The organism is Streptomyces carpinensis, from assembly GCF_002154505.1.
Classification (GTDB): Bacteria; Actinomycetota; Actinomycetes; order Streptomycetales; family Streptomycetaceae; genus Streptomyces; species Streptomyces carpinensis.
On the sequence record NZ_MUBM01000032.1, the window covers coordinates 25,063 to 38,001 of the forward strand.

General features: G+C 72.4%; 13 protein-coding genes. 6 read left to right on the top strand and 7 right to left on the bottom strand.

Features of this window, described 5'->3' with window-relative positions; all coding sequences use genetic code 11:
* Positions 1-60 precede the first annotated feature (60 nt).
* The 4 genes from yczE to BZY54_RS05515 all read left to right on the top strand — a co-directional run bounded on the left by yczE (position 61) and on the right by BZY54_RS05515 (position 3,570).
* Positions 61-750, top strand: coding sequence for a membrane protein YczE (gene yczE, locus BZY54_RS05500; RefSeq protein ID WP_208640562.1), 690 nt, complete (start codon positions 61-63; stop codon positions 748-750).
* A complete protein-coding gene (locus BZY54_RS05505) occupies positions 747-1,514 on the top strand; it encodes a glycerophosphodiester phosphodiesterase family protein (RefSeq protein WP_086723399.1) in 768 nt (255 codons plus the stop codon). Before yczE ends, BZY54_RS05505 begins: the two co-directional genes overlap by 4 nt.
* A gap of 55 nt (positions 1,515-1,569) precedes the next feature.
* A complete protein-coding gene (locus tag BZY54_RS05510) occupies positions 1,570-2,916 on the top strand; it encodes an MFS transporter (RefSeq protein ID WP_086723400.1) in 1,347 nt (448 codons plus the stop codon).
* Positions 2,917-3,195: 279 nt separating this feature from the next.
* Complete coding sequence (locus BZY54_RS05515) at positions 3,196-3,570, top strand: RNA polymerase-binding protein RbpA (RefSeq protein ID WP_003977404.1); 375 nt, start codon at positions 3,196-3,198, stop codon at positions 3,568-3,570.
* Between the two features lie 206 nt (positions 3,571-3,776).
* On the opposite strand, the gene fxsA is transcribed toward BZY54_RS05515, so the two are convergent.
* The 4 genes from fxsA to BZY54_RS05535 all read right to left on the bottom strand — a co-directional run bounded on the left by fxsA (position 3,777) and on the right by BZY54_RS05535 (position 8,111).
* A complete protein-coding gene (fxsA, locus tag BZY54_RS05520) occupies positions 3,777-4,334 on the bottom strand; it encodes an FxsA family membrane protein (RefSeq protein WP_086723401.1) in 558 nt (185 codons plus the stop codon).
* 41 nt (positions 4,335-4,375) lie between these two features.
* Complete coding sequence (locus BZY54_RS05525) at positions 4,376-5,176, bottom strand: polyprenol monophosphomannose synthase (protein WP_086723402.1); 801 nt, start codon at positions 5,174-5,176, stop codon at positions 4,376-4,378.
* A 564-nt stretch (positions 5,177-5,740) separates the two neighbouring features.
* Complete coding sequence (locus BZY54_RS05530; RefSeq protein WP_086723403.1) at positions 5,741-7,345, bottom strand: amidohydrolase; 1,605 nt, start codon at positions 7,343-7,345, stop codon at positions 5,741-5,743.
* A gap of 325 nt (positions 7,346-7,670) precedes the next feature.
* Entirely contained in the window at positions 7,671-8,111 is a 441-nt protein-coding gene (locus BZY54_RS05535; protein WP_086723404.1) for an Lrp/AsnC family transcriptional regulator, read from the bottom strand.
* Positions 8,112-8,391: 280 nt separating this feature from the next.
* On the opposite strand from BZY54_RS05535, the gene BZY54_RS05540 reads away from it, so the two are divergent.
* Both BZY54_RS05540 and BZY54_RS55310 read left to right on the top strand, forming a co-directional pair.
* The gene (locus tag BZY54_RS05540; RefSeq protein WP_086723405.1) at positions 8,392-8,829 is read left to right on the top strand and encodes a hypothetical protein; all 438 of its coding nucleotides are present in this window, start codon (positions 8,392-8,394) and stop codon (positions 8,827-8,829) included.
* A 258-nt stretch (positions 8,830-9,087) separates the two neighbouring features.
* Complete coding sequence (locus BZY54_RS55310) at positions 9,088-9,336, top strand: hypothetical protein (RefSeq protein WP_086723406.1); 249 nt, start codon at positions 9,088-9,090, stop codon at positions 9,334-9,336.
* Here the strand turns inward: BZY54_RS55310 and BZY54_RS05550 are convergent.
* The 3 genes from BZY54_RS05550 to BZY54_RS05560 form a co-directional block, all read right to left on the bottom strand.
* Positions 9,299-10,471, bottom strand: a complete 1,173-nt coding sequence (locus BZY54_RS05550) for an acyl-CoA dehydrogenase family protein (protein ID WP_086723407.1) — start codon at positions 10,469-10,471, stop codon at positions 9,299-9,301. The two genes, BZY54_RS55310 and BZY54_RS05550, sit on opposite strands and share 38 nt — an antisense overlap.
* Before the next feature lie 260 nt (positions 10,472-10,731).
* Complete coding sequence (locus BZY54_RS05555) at positions 10,732-11,391, bottom strand: TetR/AcrR family transcriptional regulator (protein WP_086723408.1); 660 nt, start codon at positions 11,389-11,391, stop codon at positions 10,732-10,734.
* Positions 11,392-11,524: 133 nt separating this feature from the next.
* The gene (locus BZY54_RS05560; protein ID WP_086723409.1) at positions 11,525-12,901 is read right to left on the bottom strand and encodes a peptidase C39 family protein; all 1,377 of its coding nucleotides are present in this window, start codon (positions 12,899-12,901) and stop codon (positions 11,525-11,527) included.
* Between the last annotated feature and the right edge of the window lie 38 nt (positions 12,902-12,939).

Sequence of the window (12,939 nt, forward strand, 5' to 3'; positions counted from 1 at the left end):
ACCAGTCCACCTTCCCCGAATTGGCCATGGATGAGTTGCGTTCCCCCACCACAGAGTGGCATGGGCCAGGCCACTTCCACCACCAGGGGGGACACTTTGTCCATGCAGGGCCGCCTAGCGCGGCGACTCCTTCAGCTCTACGTCGGGCTCGTCCTGTACGGCGTCAGCTCCGCGCTCCTCGTCGAGGCGGGCCTCGGCCTGGAGCCCTGGGGCGTGCTGCACCAGGGGCTGGCCGAGCTCACCGGCCTGACCATCGGTGTGGTGTCGATCGTCGTCGGCGCGGCGGTGCTGCTGCTGTGGATCCCGCTGCGGCAGCGGCCCGGCCTGGGCACGGTCTCCAACGTCGTCGTGATCGGCCTGGCCATGGACGGCACCCTGGCCGCGCTGCCCGGCGTCCACGCCCTGGCCGTACGGATCCCGCTGCTCCTGGCGGCCGTCCTGCTCAACGGTGTGGCGACCGGTCTGTACATCGCCGCACGTTTCGGGCCCGGGCCCAGGGACGGGCTGATGACCGGGCTGCACCGGCGCACCGGCCGCTCGATCCGGCTGACGCGGACCGTGGTGGAGGTCGCCGTCGTCGTCACCGGGTTCGTCCTCGGCGGCACCGTCGGGGTCGGCACCCTGCTGTACGCCGTGTCGATCGGCCCGCTGGCCCAGCTCTTCCTGCGCCTGTTCGCCGTGCCGACGGCCACCGGCGGCAGCACGGCCGTTGCCGCGCCTTCACCCGAAGGAGCGATACTGCGTCCGTGAGCACGTCCGTACGCCACCCCTTCCTCGACCACCCGGGACCCATCGCCTTCGCGCACCGCGGCGGCGCCGCCGACGGGCTGGAGAACACCGCGGCGCAGTTCCGGCGCGCGGTCGAACTCGGCTACCGGTACATCGAGACCGACGTGCACGCCACCGCCGACGGCCGGCTGGTCGCCTTCCACGACGCGACCCTGGACCGGGTGACCGACGGGGCGGGCCTGATAGCGGACCTGCCGTGGGAGGACGTACGGCAGGCGCGCGTGGCGGGCCGGGAACCGGTGCCGCTCTTCGAGGAGCTGCTGGAGACCTTCCCCGAGGTGCGCTGGAACGTCGACGTCAAGGCGGAGCCCGCGCTGCGGCCCCTGCTGGACCTGATCGGGCGGACCGGCGCCTGGGAGCGCGTCTGTGTCGGCTCCTTCTCCGAGGCGCGCCTGGTCCGGGCGGTGCGGCTGGCCGGGCCGCGCCTGGCGACGTCGTACGGGACGCGCGGGGTGCTGGCTCTACGGCTGCGCTCCTGGGGCGTGCCGGCCGCGCTGCGCCGGTCGGCCGTGGCCGCGCAGGTGCCGGTCTCCCAGTCGGGCGTCCGGGTGGTCGATCCGCTGTTCGTCCGCGCGGCCCACGCGCGCGGGCTGCACGTGCACGTGTGGACGATCAACGAACCGGAGCGGATGCACCGGCTCCTGGACCTCGGTGTCGATGGCATCATGACCGATCACATCGACACGTTGCGCAAGGTCATGGAGGAGCGGGGCACCTGGGTCTGAGCCCGGGCCGGTCACGAGCCTGCGCGGCATCTTCGGCGGGGAAGCGAGGGCACGGGTGGGCATCGGGACCGTGCGGGCACAGGCGGACGACGAGGCCGCCGACCGGCGGCGCGAGCAGCGCGGCTGGTACTTCTACGACTGGGCGTGCTCGGTCTACTCGACCAGCGTGCTCACCGTGTTCCTCGGCCCGTACCTCACCTCGGTCGCCCGGTCGGCGGCGGACGCGGACGGGTTCGTGCACCCGCTGGGCATCCCGGTGCGGGCCGGGTCGTTCTTCGCGTACTGCGTCTCGGCGTCGGTGATCCTGGCGATCCTGGTGATGCCGGTCGCGGGTGCGGCGGCCGACCGCACCGGCCGCAGGAAGCCTCTGCTGGCGGCCGCCGCCTACACGGGCGCCGCCGCGACCACGGCCCTTTTCCTCCTGGACGGCCATCGCTATCTGCTGGGCGGCGTCCTGCTGATCGTCGCCAACGCGTCGGTGGCCGTCTCGATGGTCCTCTACAACTCCTATCTGCCGCTGATCGCGCCGCCGGAGGAGCGCGACGCGGTCTCCTCCCGCGGCTGGGCCTTCGGCTACGCGGCCGGCTCCCTGGTTCTGGTGGCCAACCTGGTGCTGTTCACCGCCCACGACTCCTTCGGCGTGTCGGAGGCGCAGGCCGTGCGCATCTGCCTGGCCTCGGCAGGGCTGTGGTGGGGCGTGTTCACCCTGGTTCCGCTGCGGCGGCTGCGCGACCGGCGCACCTCCCCGACCGCTGGGCCGGTGCCCGGCTGGCGCCGGCTGGCGGCCACGATCCGGGACATGCGGAGCAAACCGCTCACCCTGGCGTTCCTGCTGGCGTACCTCGTCTACAACGACGGCATCCAGACCGTGATCTCCCAGGCCTCGGTGTACGGCTCGGAGGAACTGGGCCTGAGCCAGTCCACGCTGATCACCGCCGTACTGATGGTGCAGGTGCTCGCCGTGGCGGGCGCCCTGGGCATGGGACGGCTGGCGCGGACGTACGGCGCGCAGCGCACGATCCTCGGGTCGCTGGTCGCGTGGACGCTCACCCTGGGGGCCGGGTACTTCCTGCCGGCCGGGGCGCCGGTGTGGTTCTTCGTGCTGGCGGCCGGCATCGGTCTGGTCCTCGGCGGCAGCCAGGCGCTGTCCCGGTCGCTGTTCTCGCACCTGGTTCCGCCCGGCAAGGAGGCCGAGTACTTCTCCGCGTACGAGATGAGCGACCGCGGAATGAGCTGGCTGGGGCCGCTGCTGTTCGGGATCACCTACCAGCTGACCGGGAGCTACCGGGATGCGATCCTGTCGCTGGTCGCCTTCTTCGCGATCGGGTTCGCGCTGCTCGCCCGGGTTCCCGTGCGGCGCGCGATCCAGGACGCGGGCAATCCGGTCCCTGATCGGATTTAGCACTCCGGGCGAAAGGGCGGTAGTGTACGCGTTTGGCCTGCCAGGCGTACCGTTACTGCGCGTCAAAGATGCCGAAACGCTGGGTGACATCTCCTTGCAGATGTGACAAACCGGGCGCCGGTGGGTACTGCACTGGTTGACAAGGCTGCGGCTACGACGGCGACGCATGACCCGGAACGGGACATCGGAACGGGAATCTTTACCGCCGACCGGACGTTGACCGGATGACGACGACAGCGACACCTGTCCTGTGGGCGACAAGCCCGGGAGGCACGATTCATGAGTGAGCGAGCTCTTCGCGGCACGCGCCTCGTGGTGACCAGCTACGAGACCGACCGCGGTATCGACCTGGCTCCGCGCCAGGCCGTGGAGTACGCATGCGAGAAGGGGCACCGTTTCGAGATGCCCTTCTCGGTAGAGGCGGAGATCCCGCCGGAGTGGGAGTGCAAGGTCTGCGGGGCCCAGGCACTCCTCGTGGATGGCGACGGCCCTGAAGAGAAGAAGGCGAAGCCGGCGCGTACGCACTGGGACATGCTGATGGAGCGGCGCACCCGTGAGGAGCTCGAAGAGGTCCTCGAGGAGCGTCTCGCCGTTCTGCGGTCCGGTGCGATGAACATCGCCGTTCATCCTCGGGACAGCCGCAAGAGCGCGTAATCCCTGCGGGGCTCAAGCCTGTTTCACCGCGCACGTCAAGAACCGCGGGCGCCGTACGTCATGTCGACGTACGGCGCCCGCGGTTTTTCTGTGGGATGTGCTCTTCGTCTCGAATGCGATGCTGCCACGACCCGCCGGCCCGGGGCTGCGCCCCGGGCCCCATGGGTGTCGGCGGCCTCGTCCCCGGACGCCGGACGGGCCGATGCTCAGCGGGTCAGCGGCGGGCGCTGCTCGCGCGGGGCGTCACCCGGCTCGTCCCTGATCACTTCGCCCTGGACGACCTTGCCGTCGGGGCGGTGGATGCGGGCCTGCTGGAAGGCGTCGCCCAGGGTGCCGGGGGTGGCCTCGCGGAGTCTGCGGTCGACCGTGCGCTCCGTGTAGCGGCCGACGGCCCGCTGGACCGGCGGGATCAGCAGGAGCAGACCCACCACGTCCGAGATCAGGCCGGGGATCATCAGGAGCAGGCCGCCCAGCATCATCAGGCCGTTGCCACCGCGGCGCGAGGAGGGGGCGCCACCCCGCTGCAATGCCTCGTTGAGGTTCTGGAAGGCGCGGCGGCCCGCCCGCTTGATCACCGCGGCGCCGAGCACGAAGGCGGCGAGCAGCAGCAGGAACACCGTGAACCCGCTTGCCGCGCCCGCCACCACGGTGAGCAGCCAGATCTCCAGCACCAGCCACACCGCGATGCCCAGCGGCAGGAACCTGCGCCGCCCGGAGCGCCGGGGCCGGGTGGAGTACGAAGAGGTCGGAGCGCCTGTCGTCATACCCCCAGTGTGCCTGGCGCCTGCTCAGCGCCGGATAAGAGCTATCCCGCGGACTTGCCGCCCCGGCTGGTGATCTTGGTCACCCGCTCCCCCACGCCCCAGGCGGTGACCCGCCACAGGGCCTCCACGAGGATGTCGCGGCTCATCTTGGAGTCACCGAGTTCGCGCTCGACGAAGGTGATGGGGACCTCGACGACGTGGTAGCCGGCCTTCACCGCGCGGCGCGCCAGGTCGACCTGGAAGCAGTAGCCCTGCGAGGCGACCTCGTCCAGGCCCAGGCCCAGAAGGGTCTCCCGGCGGAACGCGCGGTAGCCGCCGGTGATGTCCCGCAGCGGGAGGTCCAGAGCGAGGCGCGAGTACAGGCTGCCGCCGCGGGAGATGACCTCGCGGCTCCTGGGCCAGTTCACCACGCGTCCGCCCGGCACCCAGCGAGAGCCGAGCACGAGGTCGGCGCCCTTGAGGGCGGTCAGCAGCCGGGGCAGCTCCTCCGGCTGGTGGGAGCCGTCGGCGTCCATCTCGACCAGCACGCCGTAGTCGCGCTCCAGCCCCCAGCGGAAGCCCGCGAGGTAGGCGGCGCCGAGACCCTCCTTGCCCTTGCGGTGCAGCACGTGGACCTGGGCGTCCCCGGCGGCGAGCTCGTCGGCGAGCTTGCCGGTGCCGTCGGGGCTGTTGTCGTCGGCCACGAGGACGTGCGCCTCGGGAACGGCCTTGCGCACCCGGCCCACGATCGTCTTGATGTTCTCCGCCTCGTTGTAGGTCGGAATGATCACCAAGGCCGTGCCGAGCGGGCCGAACCGCCTCTCCTGGCCCCGAGCCGCGAGGGTGCCGTCGCCGTCGTTCACTGCTGCCCCTTCATGTCCGTGCGCAGGGGACCACCATAGTGGCCACGGCCTGCGGGGATGTGACACCACGTGCGTACGGGGGTGTCGATCCGGCAAGAGCGGGGTAAGAGTGCTCTTTTCGGAATGTGCGGGATGGGTGGGAGCCGCCGCGGGATCCGCCGTGCTGCGGATGGGGGCCCGGCGCCCTTCGGGCCGACCTGGGACCCGCTGGCTGCGGATCGACCGAGAGCCGTTGTCTACTGAGCGGCCGGGCCCCACCCGGGTCACACCCTGCCGACCGTCCGGAACGTTCCCCCGCCGACGCGGGCGCTGAGCCTGGCTCCCGCGACGGTGACCCGGTGCGGCACACCGTCCCTGACCCAGTGGCACTGCGACGCGGGTACGGAAGTTCCCCGGTCGGGCGTCCGGTGGTGGACCCGGCAGAACCTACCGGCCCCCTGCCGTCGGCTGTCAAACAGCCACGTGACGGGCCCCGTGGCCCGCCCCGGACGGGCCCGTGCGGAGGATGCCCAGGTCGCGCGACGGCAAGGGTGGCCCGGATCGCCACCGGTCCGCCCCGGGAGATCACTCGCCCGGCCGTACGAAAACCGTCCGTCCGCCGACCACGGTCCGCAGGCAGAGGGGCAGGTCACGGCCCGGGTGGAGGTCGGGCAGCCCGGGGGTGCCCGATCGCGGATCGGTCGACCAGCGCGCCACCCGGTCGTCGGGAGCCTGGACGACGAGCTCGTCCGTGCGCCACACGGCGTAGTCCGCCGGGGCGCCGGGCACCAGGATGCCCGCGTCGTCCCTTCCGACCGCCCGCCAGCCGCCGCGCGTGTGCGCGGTGAACGCGGCGCGTACCGAGACACGGTGTTCGGGGGTGCGGTGGAAGGCGGCCGCCCGGACCGTGCCCCAGGGGTCCAGCGGGGTCACGGGGCTGTCGGAGCCGAAGGCGAGCGGGACGCCGGTGCGCAGCAGCGTCGCGAAGGGGTTCAGCGTCCGGGCCCGTTCGGCACCCAGGCGCTGGGCGTACATGCCGTCCTCTCCGCCCCACAGCGCGTCGAACGCGGGCTGGACCGAGGCGGTCAGCCCCAGCTCGGCGAAGGCCGCGACGGTCTCCGGTGTGAGCATCTCGGCGTGCTCGACGCGGTGCCGCGCGGCGCGCACACGGCCCAGGCCCACCTTCTCGGCGGCGGCACGCACGCCCTCGACGACGGCGGTGACGGCGGCGTCGCCGATGGCGTGGAACCCGGCCTGGAGGCCCGCCTCGGTGCAGGCGATGACGTGGGCGGCGACGGCGCGCGCGTCGAGGTAGGCGGTGCCGGTGTGGTCGGCGTCGGCGTACGGCGTGTGCAGGCAGGCGGTGTGCGAGCCGATGGAGCCGTCGACGAACAGATCGCCGGCCGCGCCCAGCGCGCCCAGCTCCCGCGCCTTGTCGACGTCCTCCTCCGCCCAGTAGCCGACCACACGAGGGCCGGGTTCCCCGGCGGCGAGGGTCAGCAGGCTCGTGAAGTCGTCCTCGGAGGAGATGTTGGGGCCGCCGCACTCGTGCACCGAGCCGATGCCCAGCGAGGCCGCGTGGGCGAGCGCGGCACGCTGCGCCTCGTGGCGCTGTGCGGGGGTGACCGCGCCGAACGCGGCGGCGCGCACGGCGTGGTGGGCGTCGGCGGTCAGCGGGCCGTCCACGCGGCCCAGGTCGCCGGCCACCAGGTCCAGCAGGGCGGTGGTGACGACGGCGGAGTGGACGTCGATCCGGCTGAGGTAGAGGGGGCGACCGCCGGTGGCCTCGTCCAGTTCCGCGCGCGTCGGGGGGCGGCCACCGGGCCAGCGGGCCGCGTCCCAGCCGTGCCCGAGCAGGACCTCGTCGTCCGGGCGGGCGGCGGCGAACTCCCGCACCCGGGCGAGGGCCGCCTCCAGGGAGGACGCGTCGGACAGGTCGAGGCCGGTGAGCGCGAGACCGGTGGCGGTGGTGTGCACGTGGGCGTCGATGAACGCCGGGGTGACGAGGGCGCCGTCCAGGTCGATCACCTCGTCGACACCGTCGGCGAAGGCGTCGGCCGCGCCCTCGGAGCCGACCCAGGCGACGTGCCCCGCCTCGACCACCATCGCGGTCGCGAACGGATCGGCGGGGCTGTGGACCTCGCCCCGGCGTAGAAGGACGGTCTGCGGTTCGGCGGTGCGCTCACTCATGGACACCAGTCTCGCGCCTGGCCGGAGCGGAGCCGCACGCAGGGCGGCCGGACGGCGGCGGTCAGGCGGGCGGACGGCGGGTGAACAGACGGCGGGTGGGCGGACACGGGCAGGCGGGTCGGTGGCGCAGCAGGCGGGTGAGCGGGCGGGCGCTGGACGCCGGAGGCAGCCGGGACGCCGTGCCAGCCCCACCGGGTATGTCGTTCCCGCCCCGTCCGGCACGCTGTGTCGGCCCAACCATGCCGGCCCCGTCCGGCCCCGTCCGGCACGGTTGTGCCGGGCGGGGCCGTCCGCCGGTCCGGGCGGCCGGGCCGGCCGGCTCGGGTCAGACGCGCGGAGGCCGGGACTCGTACGGGGTCGAGAGGACCACCGTCGTGCGTGTCGACACGCCTGCCAGGCTGCGGACCCGGGCGAGGAGTTCCTCCAGTTCGTGCGGGGTGGCCACGCGCACCTTGAGGATGTAGTTCTCGTCGCCGGCCACGCTGTGGCAAGCCTCGATCTCCGGGACACCGGCCAGGCGGTCCGCGATGTCGTCGGGCGCGCTGGGATCGAAGGGTTTGACCGAGATGAAGGCGGTCATGGGCAGCCCCACCGCCTCCGCGTCGACGACCGCGGCGTAGCCGCGGATGACGCCACGCTGCTCCAGCCGCCGCACCCGCTGGTGCACGGCCGACGTGGACAGGCCCGTGGCCTTGCCCAGGTCGGTGTAGCTCATCCGCCCGTCCTTGACGAGCAGCTGCACGATCTGTCGGTCCAGCTCCTCCATGGCGCAAGAACCTACAGGGCGGTTGATCGCCCGGGATACCTCGGCAGCCCAGCTCATGCCCCGTTCGTGCCCCGTTCGTGACGGGAGCGGCGGCCGGCCGGTGAGCCATGTGGGGGACAAATCCGTCGCGACGGGCACCTGCGAGCGTCATGTGACGAACACCACAGCTCCTGGGCGCTCTCCGTGATGTTCTCGTGATTACCGCCGAGACCGCGAGGGAAATGCTTGCTGTGGTCGAGGCCGCAGCGCCTTCACGGCCCAGCCTTAGGGGGAGAATCCCATGCAGAATCTCAAGCGCCCTGGTCGTTCCACGCCCAAGCGGCAGCAGCCGATCATCGAGCCGCAGCCGGAGGGTGTCGAACCCGACGACTTCGACGGTGAGGAAGTCGACGCCTACGACACCTTCGAGATGTACCGGGTGATCTGCCCGGAGTGCGCGCAGCCCATCGCCCTGCTGGCGGACGAGGAGGTCCTGCCGGAGCACGCGCTGTGCGCCTCGCCGTGGAACCCGTTCGGGCTCACGGTCTGCGCCGGAACCGGCCGCAAGGCCTCCGACGCCCGGCCGGCGGACGAGTCCGCCGAGCCCCAGGAACAGCAGACCGCCCTGTTGCTGACGCTCCCCCAGGGACTCGACTGGCGGATGCAGCCCTTCTCGCACGTCGGCGGCCCGGGCTCGCGCCCGATGCGCGTGCCGGCGATGCGCCCTCACGCCGCCTGAGCGGACGTTCCCGCCTTCGGCGCCCTGCACCAGGGCGCGAGACCGCCCTGGTGCAGGACCGGTGCGTCGCACCCGCGTCAGGGGCCGGCTCCGGGTCCGCCGCAGCTTCACGGGCTCCTCCGCCGCGGCTTCGTGCGCCCCGTCCGCTTCCGCGAGCGCGTCCGGGTGGGTACCGCCCGGACAGGGCCGGACGTCGCTGAACTGACTCTCGATTCCGACGATCGGTGACCTGTCCGGCCGGCACCGCGTTGCCCGGGTATGACGCCCATCCAGTCGGCAACCGGGCGACGGCGCCGCATTTTCCTGCCGTCGCCCACAGCATCGGTTCCGCCTGCGCCGCCACAACTCCCGGACCCGCCGATCTACCGCGACCTGGTCCGCACCTGGGCCGACCGCGGCCGCACCCTGCCGGGGCGCCACGACCCGGAGTGGGTCCGGCTCGCCGCGCCCTTTCCCGGCCTGGGGCTGTTCAGCGGGTCTCGGGACCCGCGACGTGACGGGCGATGACCATCCGCTGGATCTGGTTGGTGCCCTCGACGATCTGCAGCACCTTCGCCTCGCGCATGTAGCGCTCGGCCGGGAAGTCCGCGGTGTAGCCGTACCCGCCGAGCACCTGGACGGCGTCCGTGGTGACCTTCATCGCCGTGTCGGTGCAGAACAGCTTGGCCATGGCCGCCTGCCGCGCGAACGGCCGGCCCGCGTCGCGCAGCCGCGCCGCCGCGAGGTACAGCGCCCGGCCCGCCTCGATCTGCGTCGCCATGTCGGCGAGCATGAAGCGCAGCCCCTGGAAGTCGGCGATCGGCCGCCCGAACTGCTGCCGGTCGGTGGCGTAGGCGACCGCCTCGTCGAGCGCCGCCTGGGCGAGACCGATGGCACACGCGGCGATACCGAGCCGCCCCGAGTCCAGCGCGGACAGCGCGATGGCGAAGCCCTGGCCCTCCTCCCCGAGCCTGCGGGCGTCTGAGACCCGCACCCCGTCGAGGTGGATCTGCGCGGTCGGCGAGCCCTTCAGGCCCATCTTCTTCTCCGGGGCAGCGGCGCTCAGCCCCTCGGCGTCGCCGGGCACCAGGAAGGCCGTGATCCCACGCGGTCCCTCCGCGCCCGTGCGCGCCATGACCGTGTAGAAGTCGGCGATCCCGCCGTGCGTGATCCAGGACTTGGTGCCCGTGATCACCCAGTCGTCGCCGTCCCGGACGGCCTTGGTGCGCAGCGAGGCGGCGTCCGAGCCGGAGGCGGGCTCGGACAGGGCGTACGCCCCGAGCAGGCCGCCGCCGAGCATCACGGGCAGGTGCTCGGTCTGCTGCTCCTTGGTGCCGTAGGCGGCGAGCCCGTAGGAGGCCAGGGTGTGCACGCTCACGCCCAGGCCGACGGTGAGCCGGGCCGCGGCCAGCTCCTCCAGGACCTGGAGGTACACCTCGTACGGCTGGTCTCCGCCGCCGTACTCCGAGTCGTAGGGCAGGCCGAGCAGCCCCGATCGGGACAGCAGGGTGAAGACCTCACGCGGGAAGCGCCCGGCGTCCTCCTCCTCGGCCGCCTTGGGCGCGATCTCGTGCTGCGCGATGTCGCGGACGAGCGAGATCAGGTCCCGGGCCTCGTCCGTTGGCAGTTGCCGGTCCACCGGCTGCGGGGCGCGGTCGGGCATGGCGACGCTCTCCTCCCTGTTCGGGCACATCGGCGGACGTGCGCCTTGGGTGGGGCGGCTCCGCCGGAGTCTTCCTCGGCCGGCCGATGCTCGCACTCCCGGGTCACGGAAGCGGCTGACCAGCGGCTGTGCGCTGTGAGTATGCCCGATCGGCGGCACGGAGTCACCGGTTAACGACCGCTTACTTCAAGAAAGGGCCGGCCGCCTCCCGCCGCGGCCGGTCACGACCGCGGGAGTCGTCATGTTTTCGGCCGGCTTCGTCAGCCGTCCCGGCGGGCCGCGGCAGGGGCCGGATAGGTCGGATCCAGCTCCTCGACGGCCCGCAGGGCGCCGCCCAGCGTCTTCACCAGCAGTTCGCGCATGGCGTCGCGGGAGAGGTCCGGGCGGTCGATCCAGTCGAGGGTGGCGCCCTCGACGCCGCACACCCAGGAGAGCAGGCCCATCCGGGCGAGCGGGGCGATGGTGCTACGGCCGTAGGCGCCCTCCGCAATGGTCGCGACGATCACCTCGCGCACGCCGTCCCGGATGGCGTGCACCTCGGCGTCGAAACCGACGCCGCCGCTGACGATGGTCCGGTAGGACGCCTGGTTGCTCTCGGCGTAGCGGAGATAGCCGTCGACGGTGCGGTGCACCCGCTCCACGGCCGGCAGGTCCCGGCCGCCGGCCGCGAAGGTGACGAGGCCGGCGACCGAATCCTCGATGATCGCCAGGTAGTAGCCGCGCTTCGACCGGAAGTAGTAGTAGATCAGCCCCTTGGCGACATGGGCCTGCCGGGCGATGTCGTCCATCGACAGGGCGTCGTAGGAGGTGTCGGCGAACAACCGGCGCCCGATCGCGATGAGTTCGGCGCGACGTGCCGATGAACGCTCGGTGCCGCGTGCCCGAGGGTGGGCGGTCTCGCGCTGTTCGCTCGTATTCAATTTCGGCCCCGGTCTCCAACTGGCGGTCGACGACCGCAGTATGGCAGGTCCGGTATGAGTCAGGTCACAACAGCCGGCGTCGCCTGTGGGTACGGAAAGGCCCCGGTCTCCCGGGGCCCTTGCGTGGGTCCGGTCAGTCCACGCCCACCGCGGCGAGCGCGTTGCGCTGGTGGGGTGTGGGGTGCGCCGGGAAGTAGAGGTAGCAGACGCCGCCACTGCCCGAGACCACCTTGCCCGAGGCGTTGTAGCGCTTGGTCCGGAGCCAGATGTTCTCGAACTCCCGGCGCAGGTACACGCGCCGCACCGCCGCGTCGCTGGGCGACGCCGGGTCGTTGGCGATCACGTCGCCGTCGGCGGTGAAGCCGATGACGGTCATCAGGTGGCCTGAGGTGCCGTAGCCCGCGCCCGTCAGCTCGGTCTTGAGGAAGGACTGGGACGTTATGGCCGGGATGCCGGCGGCGATCAGCGTCTCCAGATCGGTGAGCGAGCCGAGGCGGGTCACCACTCCCTGCAGGCCCTTGAAGGTCGCCGCGTACGCCGCGTTGAACGGCCAGTTGCCGCAGCCTGCGTACTGGTAGTCGTACGTGGACCGGGCTGCGTGGCAGACCTGGGGGTCGGCGTAGGACGGGTCGACCCAGGACAGCTGCTCGGAGGTGAGCCGGCCGCCCCAGTACTCGATGATCATCTGCGAGGACGTGGGGCTGCACCAGGCCTCGCCGCCGTTGTCGTACTGGGGGTACTGGCCCGCGTGGATCTCCTGCGAGTAGCGCGGGACGATCAGTTCCCTGGCGGATGCGGCGGGCGTGGAGGCGGGGACCGTGAAGCGGTCGGGGATGTCCGAACCCATGGCGCCGATGCGCCACACGGTCGGGGTGAGGCCGGTGCCGGGCCTGCGGTACAGCGTGAGACGGAGCCGGTACGAGAGGAGACGCAGGCCGGAGGCCGCGTCGTCGATGGAGAAGGTGTCCGTCCAGATCGTGCTTCTGCCGTCGGTCTGGTCGTCGACCGAGGTCCGCTTGATGTCCTGGTCGCCCGCCGCCCAGCGGCCCATGACGTACCAGGGGGTGTCCGTGCCGTCGGAGTAGGTGCCTTGCAGTTCCACCTGAAGCCAGGTGCCTGCCGGGGTGTGGGCGTTCCAGGACGCGATCGCCTCGGTGGCGGGGACGGAGAGCCGGTGGACCGGCCCCGTCCAGGTGGCGTACTCCCAGGTCGCCGTCGTGCCGGTGTGCGGGTCGGCGTAGTCGGTGGTGCCGACGGGGGTGGCGATCTCCAGGGCCGGGCGCAGGCCCGCGATCGGGCGGGTGCCGTCGAAGGTGCCGCTGCGCCAGTCGGTGTACGTGGTCCAGGAGTGGTAGTCGACCGGGCGGGTGGAACTCGGTGTGGTGCCGGGTGAGTCGGCGGGGCGGCCGGTGGCGGTGGCGGCGGCCGCCGGGGTCGCGCCGCCTGCCACGGCGGCGACCACCGCGGCGGCCAGGACGGATCTGCGGGACGGGCGTTCGGCTTTGCTCATGGGTGGGAGACCCCCAGGTGTCCGAGTCGGGGCGGGGC

Bases quoted from the DNA above. Each gene is read 5' to 3' on its own strand.
- yczE (WP_208640562.1), top strand. From the start codon at position 61: ATGGGCCAGGCCACTTCCACCACCAGGGGGGACACTTTGTCCATGCAG.
- BZY54_RS05515 (WP_003977404.1), top strand. From the start codon at position 3,196: ATGAGTGAGCGAGCTCTTCGCGGCACGCGCCTCGTGGTGACCAGCTAC.
- fxsA (WP_086723401.1), bottom strand. From the start codon at position 4,334: ATGACGACAGGCGCTCCGACCTCTTCGTACTCCACCCGGCCCCGGCGC.
- BZY54_RS05530 (WP_086723403.1), bottom strand. From the start codon at position 7,345: ATGAGTGAGCGCACCGCCGAACCGCAGACCGTCCTTCTACGCCGGGGC.
- BZY54_RS05535 (WP_086723404.1), bottom strand. From the start codon at position 8,111: ATGGAGGAGCTGGACCGACAGATCGTGCAGCTGCTCGTCAAGGACGGG.
- BZY54_RS05540 (WP_086723405.1), top strand. From the start codon at position 8,392: ATGCAGAATCTCAAGCGCCCTGGTCGTTCCACGCCCAAGCGGCAGCAG.
- BZY54_RS55310 (WP_086723406.1), top strand. From the start codon at position 9,088: ATGACGCCCATCCAGTCGGCAACCGGGCGACGGCGCCGCATTTTCCTG.
- BZY54_RS05550 (WP_086723407.1), bottom strand. From the start codon at position 10,471: ATGCCCGACCGCGCCCCGCAGCCGGTGGACCGGCAACTGCCAACGGAC.
- BZY54_RS05560 (WP_086723409.1), bottom strand. From the start codon at position 12,901: ATGAGCAAAGCCGAACGCCCGTCCCGCAGATCCGTCCTGGCCGCCGCG.